The sequence below is a fragment of the Streptomyces sp. NPDC058964 genome (assembly GCF_042741275.1).
Lineage (GTDB): Bacteria > Actinomycetota > Actinomycetes > Streptomycetales > Streptomycetaceae > Streptomyces.
In genome coordinates, this window is sequence record NZ_JBHYKH010000196.1 from 1 (window position 1) to 15,179 (window position 15,179).

Consider the following 15,179-nt stretch of genomic DNA (forward strand, 5'->3'; position numbering starts at 1 on the left):
TCCGCGGGGGCCCCGGCGGGCGGCCGCGGCCAGTCCTGCCGGGCCGGCGTCCGCGAACGTGTGCGGCAGCAGCGCACGCGCGCGTGCCTCGGCGTCGGCCGCACCCCGGTGCTCGATGTCGGCGGCCTTACGCAGTTCCAGGGCCGGGGCCACCGTCTCGGCCTTGCGGGAGCGCTCCATCCGCGTCTGCGCCTCGCGATGGTCCGCGGCGCGCTCCTCCAGCCGCGCCGCCCGCTGCCGGGCCTGCGTGAACCTGTCCTGCAGCCGGGCCAGTTCGCGCACGTCGGCCAGATCCCGGTCGGCGGCGGCCTGGACGGACTCGGCCGCGGTGAGTCGGCAGCGGGCGAGGGTGAGCCGTTCGCGGGCGGTGCTGCGGGCGACGGCGGCGGCGGCCAGGACGGCCTCGGCCAGGCCGGGCTCGCCCGGCGCCAGCTCCGGCAGCTCCATGGCGTCGCCCGCCTCCTGCTGCATGCGGTGCGCGTCGGCGAGCAGAGCGGCGTCGCCCTCGCGCACCTGTGCCTCGGTCGCGCGCCGGCGTTCGGCGAGGCGCTTCTCGACCTCGGCGAAGCGCCTGGTGTCGAAGAGGCGGCCGAGCAGTCTGCCGCGGGCCTCGGCGTCGGCCCGCAGGAAGCGCGCGAAGTCGCCCTGGGGCAGCAGCACGACCTGGCAGAACTGCTCACGGCTCATGCCGAGCAGCTGGGTGATCTCCTCGCCGATCTCCTGGTGCGAGCGGCTGAGGTCCTTCCAGGCGCCGGCCGCCGCGTCGTACTCGCGCAGCCAGGTCTGGGCCTTGTCCAGGGTCGTGCCGCTGCCGCGCTTCTTGGGCCGTTCCCAGGGCGGCTGCCGGGTGACCTCCAACCGCCTTCCGGCGACGGTCAGTTCGAGGCGGACCTCGGTGCGGGTGGCCGCGTCGGCGTGGTCGCTGCGCAGGGAGAGGCCCTGCCCGGTCTGCCGGGCCCCGGGCACGGAGCCGTAGAGGGCGTAGCACACGGCGTCCAGGACGGAGGTCTTGCCGGCGCCCGTGGGTCCGTGCAGGAGGAAGAGCCCGGCGGCCGACAGGGCGTCGAAGTCGACGTACTGGCTGCCGCCGAAGGGGCCGAAGGCGGTGACGTCGAGCCGGTGGAGCCTCACCGCGCCACCTCTCGCACCGTGTCGTCGGAGCGCACCACGTCGAACGCGTCGCGCAGCACCGCCCGCTCCCGCTCGTCGGGGCCGGCACCGCGCACATGGGCCACGAAGTCCTGTGCGATCTGCTGGTCGCTGCGGCCCGCGAGGCGTTGGGCGTAGGACACGTCGGGGTCGTCCGGGGCGCGTTCGGGGGCGAAGACCAGGCTGAGCGTATGGGGAAAGCGCTCGGTGAGCCGGGCCATGGGGTCGGCGGGGCGGATCTGGTCGGTGAGCGTCGCCTCGACCCACGCGTCCTGGTGGCGGGCGAGGCCGGGGTCGGCGAGGAGTTCCTCCAGCGTGCCCCGGATCCGGGCAAGTGGGCGCGGCACCGGGCAGTCGACGCGTTCGGCGGCGACGGAGCCGTCGGCCCCCAGGTCGACGAGCCACATGCTCTTGCGGTGGTCGGCCTCGGAGAAGGAGTACGCCAGCGGGGAGCCCGAGTAGCGCACGCGCTCGGTGATGGTCTGGCAGCCGTGCAGATGGCCCAGGGCCGCGTAGTCCACGCCGGCGAAGACTCCGGCCGGTACGGCGGCCACTCCTCCCACGGTGATGTCCCGTTCGCTGTCGCTGGCCTCGCCGCCGGTGACGAAGGCGTGCGCGAGGACCACGGAGCGGGTGCCGCGGGGACGCGTGGCGAGGTCGGCGCGGACGCGGTCCATGGCGGCGGCGAGCACGCTCTCGTGGCCCGCCTTGTCCACCCCGAACTCGTCCTTCACCAGGGCCGGTTCGAGATACGGCAGCCCGTAGAGGGCCACGTCCCCGAAGGCGTCCGCGAGCACCACGGGGGTGCCGCTCGCCGCGGGGGCGGTCCGCAGGTGGATGCCGGCCCGCCCGATGAGACCGGCGCCGACGCCGAGCCTGCGGGCCGAGTCGTGGTTGCCGGAGATCATCACCGTGGGCACGCCCAGTTCCGCGAGCCGGTGCAGGGCGTCGTCGAAGAGTTCGACGGCGGCGAGCGGGGGCACCGCCCGGTCGTACACGTCTCCCGACACGACCACCGCGTCGACCTCGCGCTCACGCACGGTCGCGACGAGGTGACCGATGAACTCGGCCTGGGCACCGAGCATGTTCACCCGGTGGAACGCCCGGCCCAGATGCCAGTCGGAAGTGTGCAGGAGCCTCATGATCCCCGAGACTAACCGCCGGGTCTGACATCACGGGCGGTTACTCCCGTATCGGCCCGTCATGAACCGTACCGCGAATGCCCGTTATGCCGTTTTCGCCCGGAACTTCACGCGTCTCCGTAGGCCTCCCCGCCCAGTTCGAACCCGGCCGTCCCGGCGGTGACGTCGGCCAGCCAGGCGCGGAAGGCGTCCACTTCGGCGTCCGGCAGGCCGATCTCGATGGTGACCGCCTCCGCGTAACGGACGTCACGCACCTCACGTCCGGTCGCGCGCAGATCGTTCTGCACCTTGCCCGCGCGCTGGTGGTCCACGGTCACCGTGGCCAGCCTGAAGCGGCGCCGGGTGACCGTGCCGAGTGTGTCCAGGGCCTCGCCGACCGCTCCGCCGTACGCCCTGATGAGCCCGCCCGCGCCGAGCTTGACCCCACCGTAGTAGCGGGTGACGACGGCGACGACGTACCGCATGTCCCGGCGCAGCAGCATCTGGAGCATCGGGACGCCGGCCGTGCCGCCCGGCTCGCCGTCGTCGCTCGCCTTCTGCACGGCGGCGTCGGCTCCGACGACGTAGGCCCAGCAGTTGTGCGTGGCGTCCGCGTGCTCCTTGCGGATCGCGGCGACGAAGTCCTGCGCCTCCTGCTCGGTGGCCGCCGGGGCGAGGGCGCACAGGAAGCGGGAGCGGTTGACCTCGGTCTCGTGCACGCCCGCCCGGGCGACTGTGCGGTACTCGTCCTGCATCCGGACAGCCTATGCGGCCCGGAGCGGTGGACCGTCATCGCCCGCGGCGGCCTGCCCGGCAGGTCCGGGGAAACGGTGTGGTGGCCGCCCGCCCGACGCGGACCGGAGGCAGGATCGGGACGGGACCCGAGTACGGTCGTGACTCCGGAGGGCCCCAGTCGTGACTCCGGAGGCCCCATGAGCCGGGTGGACAGCGCGGAGGCCGGTGATCCCGCGCCCCGCGCGTCCGGATCCCGCCGACGGGCGCGGTCTCCCGCACGGCCCGGGTGAGCAGACGGCCCGCCGTCCGGGTCCGCGCCGCACGCCGCACGCCGGCGCCTGCTTCAGCCGGACCGAGGGAAATCCGCTCAGCCATCCGATCCGGTTCCCGGTGTTCGGTGAGGGCCTGGTCGCACCGGTCTCACCCGGGAGGTGCTGCGCCGGGCGGAGCCGGAGCCGCGACGGCGGCCCCGGGCCCACGCCGGCTCACCTCCCGCCTCGCTACTTCTCCTTCTTCCCTCTGGGGACGGTGACCGAGACCAGCAGCGCCGTGCCCGGACCGAGGGCCTCCCAGCCGGTGCCGTGCCAGGCCAGGACGGCGATCGCGGACGTCGGGAACTTCGTCCGCACCCGCTCCAGGGAGTCCTCCAGGCCGTCCTCCGCGAGTCGGAGCACCAGTTGCTCCAGACCGGGGTTGTGCCCGACCAGCAGCAGCGTCTCCACCTCGGGCGGCACCTCGCGCACGACCTCCAGGAGCTCCTCCGGGTCGGCGGCGTACAGCCGTCGGTCGAGCCGGACGGGTGGGGGTGTGCCCCACTGCGCCGAGGCCAGTTCCCAGGTCTGGCGGGCGCGTACGGCGGTGGAGCACAGGGCGAGGTCCGGGAGGCAGTCGGCCTCGGCGAGGGCGACTCCGGCGGCCGGGGCGTCCCGGCGGCCGCGCGGCGCGAGCGGGCGCTGGTGGTCGGGGACGCTCTCGGGCCAGGCGGACTTGGCGTGCCGCAGCACCACCAGACGGCGATGCGGGCCCGCTCCCGCGCGGGCGATCACGCGAGGGTCCCGAGGTCGCGGGCCAGGTCGAGGCCCAGAAGACGGTCGGTGTAGGCGTACGTCTCGAAGCGGGCGCCGTCCGGCAGGTCGGTGGCGGTCTCCACCCGGCGCAGGACCGTCAGCACCTCGGGCACGTCCAAATCGTCCTCCCATGCGGCCCGCAGCCGCCCGCGTACGTCGTCGGGGACCGGCCGCGACGGCTGCCGCGCCCAGGTGGCCACGGCGCGCCGCCAGCGCGCGAGCGTCCGCCCGGCCTCCTCGAGCACCTCCGTGTCCAGCCGTACGGCGGTGCCGCGCGGGTCGGACAGCAGGGCCAGGCGCAGGGCGGAGGGATCGGAGAGCGAGTCGCGGAAGGCACCCGGGGACGACGTGACCGCCCCGACGACGGGCGCGACGCCGACCACGACCCCGTCGGCGGGTACGTCCTCGCCCTCCCGCACCACGTGCACGATCTGCGCCTCGCCGAGCCCCGAGGCGAGGTCGTGGGCGTCCTCGAAGGGGCGGATGCCCAGGGTCGCGGCGGCGGCGCGGAGCTCGGCCTGACCACGGTGGCCGCTCTGCATCGCCCAGACGGGGGTGCCGCCGAGCTCCAGGGCGCGCACCAGGAGGTCGGCGACCAGCAGCACGCGCAGGGCCGAGGGGCCGAAGTCCGACGCGTGCGCCTGGACACGGGTGAGGCCACGGCGGGCGGGGGCGGCGTCGACGGTGTCGCCGGTTCGGGCGTCGGTGATGCGCAGCACGTGGCGAGCGTAGGCGGACGGAGGGCCGCACGCAGGCACTTGGCTCCGAATCCGGACATTGTGGCGGCACATCGGGTCCCGCTACCGGCCGGACGGGGAATCGCGCCCCGGCACGTGCTGTTGCTCCGGGGACAGTTCCCCAGAGCCCGAGGAGGCAGACCGTGTACGGCGACGAAGCGACGATCCGCAGGATCCTGACCGAGCTGGGTGACACCTGGGCGGTGGTGGGCCTGTCCGCCAACCGGCGGCGCGCCGCGTACGGGGTGGCCGAGGTGCTGCGGCGGTTCGGCAAGCGGGTCGTCCCCGTGCACCCGAAGGCGGAGACGGTCCACGGCGAGCGCGGCTACGCCTCCCTCGCGGAAATCCCCTTCGAGGTGGACGTCGTCGACGTCTTCGTCAACAGCGACCTGGCCGGAAAGGTCGCCGACGAGGCGGTCGCCAAGGGCGCGAAGGCCGTTTGGTTCCAGCTCGGAGTCATCGACGAAACCGCCTACGAACGGGCCCGTGCGGCCGGACTGGACATGGTCATGGACCGCTGCCCGGCCATCGAAATTCCTACTCTCCAGTAGTTGTCGCGCGATCTTCGCGCAATGCGCAACTGAATACACACATTCGTTATCAGCCCCTGACCTGTGTAAAGACTGTCCCAACGGCAACCCAAGTGCTGGGTCAAATATTGGGAAACTGTCTTTTCCGATGACGGAATGCATCCCTAACCTGTGGCCTCTTGTCCGTTAAACCTGCGTACAGATCTGAGAGGCCACTTGACATGGTGAATGTCGACCATGCCGTGCCCCGAGCCACGAAGGACTCCGGCGGCGGCCTGCGGCGCGACGTCGGGCTGATCGGCCTGATGTGGGCCTCGGTGGGTTCCATCATCGGCTCCGGCTGGCTCTACGGCGCCGAGAAGGCGGTCGTCGTGGCGGGCCCCGCGGCGATCATCTCGTGGGTGATCGGCGCGATCGCGATCGTGCTGCTCGCCCTCGTGCACGCCGAGCTCGGCGGCATGTTCCCGGTGGCGGGCGGCACGGCCCGCTACCCGCACTACGCCTTCGGCGGCCTGGCCGGCATGTCCTTCGGCTGGTTCTCCTGGCTGCAGGCGGCGACCGTGGCCCCCATCGAGGTCGAGGCGATGATCGGCTACGCCGGTCACTGGCAGTGGGCCCAGGGCCTGCAGCACACCGACGGCACGCTGACCACCACCGGTCTCGTCACCGCCGTCGCGCTGATGGCCGTCTTCGTCGGCGTCAACTTCTTCGGCGTCCGGGCCCTGGCGCACACCAACAGTGCCGCCACCTGGTGGAAGATAGCCGTCCCGCTGGGCGCGATCTTCATCATCGCCGCGAGCAACTTCCACGCGAGCAACTTCACCTCGGAGGGCTTCGCGCCGTTCGGCGCCAAGGGCATCCTCGGCGCGATCAGCTCCAGCGGCATCATCTTCGCGCTGCTGGGCTTCGAGCAGGCCATCCAGCTGGCGGGCGAGAGCCGCAACCCCAAGCGCGACCTGCCCCGGGCCACCCTCGGCTCGGTCGCGATCGGCGCCGTGATCTACGTCCTGCTCCAGGTCGTGTTCATCGCCGCGCTGCCGCACACCTCGTTCGCGCACGGCTGGGCCAAGCTCGACTTCCCCGGCATCAGCGGCCCCTGGGCGGGCCTGGCGACCCTGGTGGGCCTGGGCTGGCTGGGCTGGGTGCTCTACGTCGACGCGATCATCTCCCCCGGTGGCACCGGCCTGATCTACACCACCGCCACCTCCCGCGTCTCCTACGGCCTGGCCAAGAACGGCTACGCGCCCAAGGCGTTCGCCAAGACCGACTCGCGCGGCGTGCCGTGGTTCGGCCTCCTCATGTCCTTCGTGACCGGCGTGGTCTGCTTCCTGCCGTTCCCGAGCTGGCAGGAGCTGGTCGGCTTCATCACCTCCGCGAGCGTCCTGATGTACGCGGGTGCCCCCCTGGCGTACGGCGTCTTCGCCGACCGGCTGCCGCACCTCGAGCGCCCCTACCGGCTCCCCGCGGGCAAGTTCGTCTCGCCGCTGTCCTTCGTGGTCGCCAACCTGATCATCTACTGGTCGGGCTGGGACACCCTGTGGCGGCTCGGCTTCGCGATCGTGCTCGGCTACGTGCTGCTGGGCGGCTACGCCTGGTACGCCACCAGCAAGGGACTGCCCGACGCCCCGCGGATGAACTTCAAGTCCGCGCAGTGGCTGCCCGGTTACCTGCTGGGCCTGGGCGCGATCTCCTGGCTGGGCAGCTTCGGCGGCCAGGGCGACATCCCCCTGTGGTGGGACATCCTCGTCGTCGCCGTCTTCTCCCTCGTCATCTACTACTGGGCCAGGGCGACCGCTTCGCGGCCCGAGGAGATCGAGCGCAGCATCGACGAGGTCGTGGTCACCGACGCTCCGGCGCACTGATCCACGATCCTCCGACGGTGTCCCGTCCGCCCCGGCTGCCCTGCCACGGCTGACGGGGCACCGTCATGACTGTCGGCCGGCGTTCCCCTCGGCTCCGGATCCCCGTCCGGGGAACGCCGTCCGGCCGTCGTGATCGGCGCCGGGCCCCTCGGGCTGACCGTGGCCGACATCCAGGCGCGCGGGGACGCGGCCATCGCCCGGGTGGGCAGGGGCGCGACGCGGCAGCCGGGGCCGAGGCCCGTGAGCATGAGCGGGACGTCACCGTGAAGCCGGGGCCGGCGAAGAACGCAAACGGGACCGGGGCTCCGCCTCCTGACGGCGCGCCTGTCGCCGCAGGAACAGCACGGCATACGCCAGGCCGACGGCACCGAGGGCGGATGTCCGCGACCAGTGATCCGCACAACGCGCTCGCCCTGCTGGCGCGGCTCAGCTCTCCGTTTCGCCGAGGCGGTGGTCCGCCACGTTCAGTGCCTCGGCCACCAGGCGGCGCACATGTCCGTCGCGCAGCGAGTAGAACACCCGACGGCCCTCCTTGCGCGTGGTCACCAGCCCCGCGAGCCGCAACCGGGCCAGGTGCTGGCTGACGGCGGGCCGGGCCGCGGCGCACACCTGCGTGAGGGTGGTGACGTCGGCCTCCCCCGCGGTGAGCGCGTGCAGCAGCGTGAGCCGGGTGCGGTCGCCGAGCAGGGCCAGGAGTTCGGCGGCGAGGGTGAACTGCTCGTCGCCCGGAGTGCGCGGATGCGCATGGTGCGCAGGTGATAGGTGCATGCGTGCGCTCATACGCACATAATGGCTCCGTGGGCGTCCCCCGTCCACCACCCGCGCACCGGAAGGGGATCGACGTGAGCGACCGGCACCACCCCCACGAGCACGGCCACGCGCACGTGGACCATCACGGACACGGGCACGACCACGCCCACACGCACCCTTCCTCCGGCCTGCGGCACCGCCTCACCCACCGCCTCACCCACCTGCTCACCCCGCACTCACACGAGACCGCCGACAAGCTCGACCCGGCACTGGAGTCCTCGGCGCGCGGCATGCGCGCGCTCTGGGTCTCGCTGGCCGTGCTGGGCGCGACCGCACTGGTGCAGGCCGCCGTGGTGGCCGTGTCCGGGTCGGTGGCGCTGCTGGGCGACACGGTGCACAACGCGGCGGACGCGCTGACCGCCGTACCGCTCGGCATCGCCTTCATGCTCGGCCGCCGCGCGGCGACCCGGCGCTTCACCTACGGCTACGGGCGCGCCGAGGATCTCGCGGGCATCGTGATCGTGCTGACCATCGCCGCGTCGGCCGCCTTCGCGGCCGGGGCGGGGGCCGACCGGCTCCTGGACCCGCGCCCCGTGACGCATGTGCCGGCGGTGGCCGTGGCCGCCGTCGTCGGTTTCGCCGGCAACGAGTGGGTGGCCCGCTACCGGATCCGGGTGGGCCGTGCCATCGGCTCGGCCGCGCTGGTCGCCGACGGTCTGCACGCGCGTACGGACGGATTCACCTCGCTGGCCGTGCTGCTGGGCGCCGGTGGTTCCGCGCTCGGCCTGCGGCTCGCCGACCCGCTCGTCGGGCTGGCCATCACGGCCGCGATCGCGCTGGTGCTGCGGGACGCGGCGCGCGAGGTGTTCCGGCGGGTGATGGACGCCGTCGACCCGGCGCTGGTGGACCGGGCGGAGTGGGCGCTGTGTACGGTGCCGGGCGTGCGCGAGGTGGGCGAGCTGCGGCTGCGCTGGATCGGGCACCGGCTGCGGGCCGAGGTCACGCTCGTCGTGGACGGCGAGGCGACGGTTCGCGAGGCGCACGCGATCGCCGTCGAGGCCGAGCACGTGCTGCTGCACGCCGTTCCCGGACTCACCGCTGCCCTGGTCCACGCCGACCCCGCGCCCGTACCGGGCGAGGCGGACCCGCACCTGGCGCTGGCCCACCACCGGGCGGCCTGACGCCCGGCTACGGCGGCCCGGGCTCAGACGACGCCCAGTCCCTCCAGCACCACGGCCCCCGGCAGCTCCGCGAACACCTTGCCCGGCACGAGCAGTTTGCCACGCCGGCGTCCGCTGCCGACCAGGACGTAGGGCAGGTCGACGACGGCCGAGTCCACCAGCACGGGCCAGCCGTCGGGCAGTCCGATCGGGGTGATGCCTCCGTACTCCATGCCGGTCTGTCCCGTCGCCGTGTCCATCGAGGCGAACGAGGCCTTCCGCGCACCGAGTTGGCGGCGCACCACGCCGTTGACGTCGACCCGGGCGGTGGAGAGCACGACACACGCGGCCAGGGTGGTCTCGCCGCCCCGCTTGCCCGCGACCACCACGCAGTTGGCCGACTGCCCGAGCAGTTCACGGCCGTAGTGCTCGACGAAGACCGCGGTGTCGGCCCACCGCGGATCGGTGTCGACATGGATGATCTGGTCCGCGGGGACGCTTCCGCGCCACTGGCGTACGGCGTCGGCGACCGGGCCGATCAGTTCGTCGAGGCAGTCGGGAGCGGGCGTGGCGGTGTCGAACTGTCCGATGGGTGCGCGCATGACCGCACGCTAACAGCCGTGAGGCCGCGGCCGGCCGGGTGTCTCAGGGCACGGGCGGCACCGAGACCGCCATCACCATCTCCATGGGTTCGTCGCCGTCGTTGCCGTACGTGTGGCGCGTGTCGGCCTCGAAGGCGGCGCTCGCGCCGGCCGGGACGCGGTACTCCGTGCCGTCGACGGTGAGTGTCAGCTCCCCGGCCGTGACGTGGACGAGCTCGACCGTGCCGGCGGGGTGCGGATCCGAGGAGCTGTGCTCGCCGGGCATCAGGCGCCAGTCCCACATCTCCAGCGGGCCGGGGGCCTCGGTGCCCGCGAGGAGCCGGTTGTAGCTGCCCGCGTCCGTGTGCCAGAGCCGTACGGCCTGCTCGGCTGGGACGATCCGGACCTTCGGACCCTGCTCGTAGTCGAGCAGTGTGGTGATGCTGACGCCGAGGGCGTCGCCGATCTTGACGACGGTGCCGAGGCTGGGGTTCGTGCGGGCCTGTTCGATCTGGATGAGCATGCCGCGGCTGACGCCGGCCCGGGCGGCGAGTACGTCCAGGGTGAAGCCGCGCACCGCGCGCCAGTGCTTGACGTTGCGCGCCAGGGACTGGGTCAGCAGGTCGAGGTCCGACACTTTGGGTCCACGTCCAATATTCTGAATGACAGAGTCTAATCAACTGAACTACGGTGTGATGCACCCGATCGTTCACCGAACTGTACTGCGAGGCGGCCCGTGACAGCATTCTTCGCCCTGGCCACCAGTCTCCTGTGGGGCCTGGCCGACTTCGGCGGCGGGCTGCTGACACGGCGGACCCCGGCGCTGACGGTGGTGGTCGTCTCCCAGGGGATCGCCGCGGCCGTACTCGGCGCGGTCGTGGTCGCGACCGGCGGCTGGAGCGAGGCCGGCCCGCGACTGTGGTTCGCGTTCGCGGCCGGCCTGGTGGGGCCCATCGCCCTGCTCTCCTTCTACAAGGCACTGGCCCTGGGCCCCATGGGCGTGGTCTCGCCGCTCGCCACGCTGAGCGTGGCCGTTCCCGTGGGGGTGGGCCTCCTCCTCGGCGAGCGTCCCGGACTGACGCAGGTGGCGGGCATCGCCGTCGCCGTCACCGGTGTCGTGCTCGCGGGCGGCCCGCAGCTCAGGGGCGCACCGGTGCAGCGGCGGGCGGTCCTGCTCACGCTCGTCGCGGCGCTCGGCTTCGGCACGGTGTTCGCCCTCATCACCGAGGCCTCCACCACCGTCACCGGCCTGTTCCTGGCCCTGTTCGTGCAGCGGCTGACGAACGTCGCCGTGGGCGGGGCCGCACTGTACGTCTCGGTCGCTCGGGGCGGTCACGCGCTCCCGGAAGGGGGCCTCCCCCCGGCATCGCTGCCCGCTCTCGCCTTCGTGGGCCTCGCCGACGTCGCGGCCAACGGCACCTACTCGGTCGCCGCGCAGCACGGCCCGGTCACCGTGGCGGCGGTGCTCGCCTCGCTCTACCCGGTGGTGACGGCCCTTGCCGCACGCGGCTTCCTCAGAGAACGCCTGCGGGCGGTCCAGGCCGCGGGCGCGGGACTCGCACTGCTGGGGACGCTGCTGCTGGCGACGGGCTGAGTCAGCCCTCGGGCTCCAGCTGGGCCAGCCGTGCCGCGCCCTCCTCGTCCAGGTCCGCCAGCGCCCGCAGCTGCTCCGGGGTGACGTCGTCCGGTATGGGCACCGGGGCGGGCGTCCGCAGGGGCGGCTGCCAGCCGTCGTCGGGAGTCCAGCGCCGTACCACCCGGGCGGGCGCCCCGGCGACCACGGAGTGGTCGGGCACCGTTCCGCGCACCACCGCGCCGGCCGCGACGACCACGTTCCGGCCGATCCGCGCACCCGGCAGGACCACCGCCCCCGTCCCGATCCAGCAGCCCGGCCCGATCTCCACCGGCTCCATCCGCGGCCACTGCTTGCCGATGGGCTCGTGCGGATCGTCGTACGAGTGGTTCGTGGACGTGACGTAGACATAGGGGCCGAAATAACAGTCGCTGCCGATCGTCACCGTCGTGTCGGCGATGACGTGGCTGCCCCGGCCGAGGACGACCCCGTCACCGATGCGCAGGATCGGCTCGGGCCCGAGGTCGAGGTCGGGCATCAGGCCCGCGGTGAGGGTGACCTGCTCGCCGATGATGCAGTAGGAGCCGAGGTGGATCCAGGGCTCGCCGAAGACCGTGCCGAGGGGGAAGGCGAGTCTGGTACCTGTTCCCATCGCGCCGAAGCGAAGGCGCCCGGGGTGCTCGGCGGTCACGGATCCCGTGCGCTGCACCCAGGCCCAGCCCGCGTGGACCGCTCGCTGGGCGAGGCGGCGCCGCCAGGATGAGAACGTGTTCTTGGGCTTGGGCACCCGCTCACGGTACTCAGCACGGGCCCGGCCCATGACCCCGGACCGCTGTGATCTTCACCCCACCGTTGGCGTACCGTGCGGGTGGACCGAACACGACGGGAGACGGAGATGACGCACAAGGCGCTGATCGTGGGCATCGGCGGCAAGGACCCCGACATCGACCCGGAGGCGTTCGTCGCGCCGACGGCCTCCGTGATCGGTGACGTGACGCTGCACGCGGGAGCGAGTGTCTGGTACGGCGCGGTGGTGCGCGGCGACGCCGAACGGATCACCGTCGGTGCGGGCGCCAACGTCCAGGACAACGTCACCCTGCACGCCGACCCCGGCTTCCCGGTCACGGTCGGCGAGCGGGTCTCCGTCGGGCACAACGCCGTGGTGCACGGGGCGACCGTCGGGGACGACTGCCTGATCGGGATGGGGGCGACCGTGCTCAACGGGGCGGTGATCGGAGCGGGCTCCCTGGTCGCCGCGCAGGCACTGGTGCCGCAGGGCATGGCGGTGCCCCCGGGGTCACTGGTGGCGGGGGTGCCGGCCAGGGTGAAGCGGGAACTGACCGCCGAGGAGCGGGAGGGCGTCACCCTGAACGGCACGTTGTACTCGGAGCTGGCCAAGGCGCACCGGGACGTGCACGAGAAGCCGTGACGTGCGATTCGGCGTCACGTGCTACTCGGCGGCCGGGACGGGTTCCGGTTCCGTGGCCTGCTTCTCGGCCGCCATCTTCTTCGCCTTCCGCTTCAGCACCAGCACCGACGTCAGGCCGATCAGCACGGCCACCACGAGGCCCAGGTACGAGAAGCGCTTGAGCCAGTCCTCGGCGACCACGCCGACGTAGTAGATGACCGCCGTGGTGCCGCCGGCCCAGCAGATGCCGCCGAGGACGTTGGCGGTCAGGAACTTCCAGTACGGCATGTGCAGGACACCCGCGAGCGGACCGGCGAAGATCCGGAGCAGGGCGACGAAGCGGCCGAAGAAGACGGCCCACATGCCCCACTTCTCGAACGAGCGCTCCGCGGTGGCGATGTGTCCCTCGCCGAAGTGCTTCGGGAACTTCTTGCCGAGCCAGGCGAGCAGCGGGCGTCCGCCCTTGCGGCCGATCGCGTAGCCGATGGAGTCACCGACGACGGCGCCGAGGGTGGCGCAGGCACCGAGGACGATCGGGTTGATGCCCGAGTGCTGCGAGGAGAGCAGGGCCGCCGAGACCAGGACGATCTCGCCCGGGAGCGGGATGCCCAAGCTCTCCAGACCGATGACGAGGGCCACCACGGCGTAGACGGCGGCCGCGGGCACGGTGTCGAGCCATTCCTGGACGTGCAACGCCGGTTCCTCTCCTGTCGCGTCCTTGCCTTCCGGGACGTCACCCGTAAAGACGCGCCCACGGGAAGGCTACCTGCTCGTCGTGCGACAACCGCTGCCGCGCACCCGCACGACGGGACCGTCCAGCCCCCGGACCTCGCGTCTTCGGCCCTCCCCGGGTCATCCGGGGTGGGAGGGCTCGCGTTGGTCTCCCGCGACCTCGCCCCACCGCGCGGCCCGATGCGGAACGAGGACGTGCCCGCGTCGTCGCTGTCCCCTCCCTCCCTCCCGCCCGCCCTCCTCTCCCCCAGGTCCTCCACGTCTCCCTCAGGTCCTCCGCGTCCTCGACGGCCCGTTCCGTCCGTCCCGCGCTGTGCCTGACGCCACTCCTGGGGGTCGGTTTCCGGGGGCCGAGCAACTTGTCGCTCGTCCACGAGGGCGGCGCCCCGGTGGCCATGGCCACGGCGACCTTCATCGGCTTCCGTGTCCTGGCGGACCGGCTGCCGCTGCTGCCGGGAGCCCTGGTGCTCGCGGCGCTGATCCGCGCCACGGTGCTCCGGGACCCCGGTTCAGTCCCGGCGGGCCACCAGCCGGTAGGCGTTGGACAGACGGAGGCGGTGCGAGAGGGGCCGTACCGCGAGCCGGTCGAGGAGCGTACCCAGCGCCAGGGCGGGCACGCCCGCGAGGACCACGGCGGTGCGCAGCCCGCGCCGGAACGCGCCCGGCCGCCGCGCCAGCCACGGCGCGTCCTCGCGGGGGGCCATGTGGTCCAGGGCCAGCCAGACGGCGGCGAGCAGGTCGACCGGGTCGTGCGGCTCGGCGTGCTGCTCCGCGACCACGGTGAAGCCCAGGCCGGTCAGGCGGTGGCGCAGGTTGGCGACGGGGATGAAGTGCAGGTGCTGTGGCTGGAGCCAGGGCAGCCACCAGCGGCCAAGCAGCCGGGCGTAACGGCTGTCCGGGTCGGGGACCTCGATGAGCAGATGTCCGCCGGGCCGTACGACCCCGTACGCGGCGCGCAGTTCGCGGTCGGGGTCGGTGCTGTGCTCGAGGTAGTGGAACATGCTCACCACGTCGTAGCCGGCGGTGAGTTCCGGGGCGAGATCGGGAAAGGCGCCGCGCAGCCCGTGCTCCACCCTGCCCTCGCGTTCGGCGATCTCCACGCCGTCGGTGAAGTCCAGGCCGTCGAAGACCGTCCCGGGCAGCACGTCGCGGGCGGCCTCGCAGAAGTGGCCGTGGCCGGTGCCGACGTCCAGCCAGTTCTTCGGACCGGGGTCGTGCGGCAGCATGGCCTCGGCACGGCCGCGGTACATCCCCGTCCGCCCGCCGAGGGTGCCGCCCATCCTCTCCTCGCCGAGGCCGTCGTAGAAGTCCCGGTAGTAGAACTCGAGACCGGCCTCGTTCAGCCGCGGGTTCTGGAAGGTGTGCCCGCAGTCGTCGCACCGGTCGAGCGCGAAACCGCCCGGCTTGTGCTGGAGGAGATCGGTGGTGCGCAGCCGGGCGGTCAGCCGCTCCGAGCCGCACCAGGGGCAGGTGGTGCGCCGGGGCTCGAAGAACCGGCCCGTGCCGTCGGCCAGGTCCGCCTGGTAGACGGGTCGCAGCGCGGCCACGCGCGCCGTCCGGTCGCCGCCACGGGCTGTGCCGCCGGCCGGGGGTGTTCCGTCGCTCGGCCGTGTCCCGTCGGTCGGCTCGGTCATGTCGCTCATCGGTTCTCCACTCGTGGCTCTCGGCGCGTCGCCTCCGGGCTCCCGCCCCGTCCGGCACCGGGCTCCCGTCTCCGGGGAGCCCGCTCGTGGGTCCTTGCCGAGCGGCTCACAGACGCGCGGCTCGTCCGGTA

General features: G+C 72.9%; 16 protein-coding genes. 5 read left to right on the forward strand and 11 right to left on the reverse strand.

Going from position 1 to position 15,179, the window contains the following annotated elements; genetic code table 11:
* The 5 genes from ACFW2E_RS23415 to ACFW2E_RS23435 all read right to left on the reverse strand — a co-directional run.
* On the reverse strand, window positions 1-1,131 hold a 1,131-nt coding region (locus tag ACFW2E_RS23415; RefSeq protein ID WP_384469024.1), incomplete at its 3' end, for an AAA family ATPase.
* Window positions 1,128-2,291 (reverse strand): exonuclease SbcCD subunit D, encoded by a 1,164-nt coding sequence (locus tag ACFW2E_RS23420; protein ID WP_384469025.1) that lies wholly within the window; start codon window positions 2,289-2,291, stop codon window positions 1,128-1,130. The genes ACFW2E_RS23420 and ACFW2E_RS23415, both read right to left, overlap by 4 nt.
* Before the next feature lie 107 nt (window positions 2,292-2,398).
* Window positions 2,399-3,025 carry a YigZ family protein gene (locus ACFW2E_RS23425; RefSeq protein WP_384469026.1) on the reverse strand — a complete coding sequence of 209 codons (627 nt, stop codon included), beginning with the start codon at window positions 3,023-3,025 and terminating at the stop codon, window positions 2,399-2,401.
* Between the two features lie 480 nt (window positions 3,026-3,505).
* A complete protein-coding gene (locus ACFW2E_RS23430) occupies window positions 3,506-4,051 on the reverse strand; it encodes a SixA phosphatase family protein (protein ID WP_384469027.1) in 546 nt (181 codons plus the stop codon).
* On the reverse strand, window positions 4,048-4,791 hold the full coding sequence (locus ACFW2E_RS23435; RefSeq protein ID WP_384469028.1) for a hypothetical protein: 744 nt from the start codon (window positions 4,789-4,791) through the stop codon (window positions 4,048-4,050). Before ACFW2E_RS23435 ends, ACFW2E_RS23430 begins: the two co-directional genes overlap by 4 nt.
* A gap of 161 nt (window positions 4,792-4,952) precedes the next feature.
* Between ACFW2E_RS23435 and ACFW2E_RS23440 the strand changes: the two genes are divergently transcribed.
* Window positions 4,953-5,360 (forward strand): CoA-binding protein, encoded by a 408-nt coding sequence (locus tag ACFW2E_RS23440; protein ID WP_384469029.1) that lies wholly within the window; start codon window positions 4,953-4,955, stop codon window positions 5,358-5,360.
* Between the two features lie 200 nt (window positions 5,361-5,560).
* Complete coding sequence (locus tag ACFW2E_RS23445; protein WP_384469030.1) at window positions 5,561-7,201, forward strand: APC family permease; 1,641 nt, start codon at window positions 5,561-5,563, stop codon at window positions 7,199-7,201.
* Between the two features lie 426 nt (window positions 7,202-7,627).
* On the opposite strand, the gene ACFW2E_RS23450 is transcribed toward ACFW2E_RS23445, so the two are convergent.
* A complete protein-coding gene (locus ACFW2E_RS23450) occupies window positions 7,628-7,981 on the reverse strand; it encodes an ArsR/SmtB family transcription factor (protein ID WP_384469031.1) in 354 nt (117 codons plus the stop codon).
* 62 nt (window positions 7,982-8,043) lie between these two features.
* Between ACFW2E_RS23450 and ACFW2E_RS23455 the strand changes: the two genes are divergently transcribed.
* Window positions 8,044-9,132 (forward strand): cation diffusion facilitator family transporter, encoded by a 1,089-nt coding sequence (locus tag ACFW2E_RS23455; protein ID WP_384469032.1) that lies wholly within the window; start codon window positions 8,044-8,046, stop codon window positions 9,130-9,132.
* Between the two features lie 23 nt (window positions 9,133-9,155).
* Here ACFW2E_RS23455 and ACFW2E_RS23460 read toward each other — a convergent pair whose 3' ends face one another.
* Window positions 9,156-9,713 carry a YbaK/EbsC family protein gene (locus ACFW2E_RS23460; RefSeq protein ID WP_384469033.1) on the reverse strand — a complete coding sequence of 186 codons (558 nt, stop codon included), beginning with the start codon at window positions 9,711-9,713 and terminating at the stop codon, window positions 9,156-9,158.
* Between the two features lie 43 nt (window positions 9,714-9,756).
* On the reverse strand, window positions 9,757-10,329 hold the full coding sequence (locus ACFW2E_RS23465; protein WP_384469034.1) for a helix-turn-helix domain-containing protein: 573 nt from the start codon (window positions 10,327-10,329) through the stop codon (window positions 9,757-9,759).
* A gap of 99 nt (window positions 10,330-10,428) precedes the next feature.
* Between ACFW2E_RS23465 and ACFW2E_RS23470 the strand changes: the two genes are divergently transcribed.
* A complete protein-coding gene (locus ACFW2E_RS23470; protein WP_384469035.1) occupies window positions 10,429-11,286 on the forward strand; it encodes an EamA family transporter in 858 nt (285 codons plus the stop codon).
* 1 nt (window position 11,287) lies between these two features.
* On the opposite strand, the gene ACFW2E_RS23475 is transcribed toward ACFW2E_RS23470, so the two are convergent.
* A complete protein-coding gene (locus tag ACFW2E_RS23475) occupies window positions 11,288-12,085 on the reverse strand; it encodes an acyltransferase (protein ID WP_384469036.1) in 798 nt (265 codons plus the stop codon).
* A 75-nt stretch (window positions 12,086-12,160) separates the two neighbouring features.
* Between ACFW2E_RS23475 and ACFW2E_RS23480 the strand changes: the two genes are divergently transcribed.
* Complete coding sequence (locus tag ACFW2E_RS23480; RefSeq protein WP_384469037.1) at window positions 12,161-12,694, forward strand: gamma carbonic anhydrase family protein; 534 nt, start codon at window positions 12,161-12,163, stop codon at window positions 12,692-12,694.
* Between the two features lie 21 nt (window positions 12,695-12,715).
* On the opposite strand, the gene ACFW2E_RS23485 is transcribed toward ACFW2E_RS23480, so the two are convergent.
* On the reverse strand, window positions 12,716-13,366 hold the full coding sequence (locus tag ACFW2E_RS23485; protein ID WP_384469038.1) for a DedA family protein: 651 nt from the start codon (window positions 13,364-13,366) through the stop codon (window positions 12,716-12,718).
* A gap of 548 nt (window positions 13,367-13,914) precedes the next feature.
* Window positions 13,915-14,952: a class I SAM-dependent methyltransferase gene (locus tag ACFW2E_RS23490; RefSeq protein ID WP_384469039.1), complete on the reverse strand. Its 1,038-nt coding sequence runs from the start codon at window positions 14,950-14,952 to the stop codon at window positions 13,915-13,917.
* Window positions 14,953-15,179 lie beyond the last annotated feature (227 nt).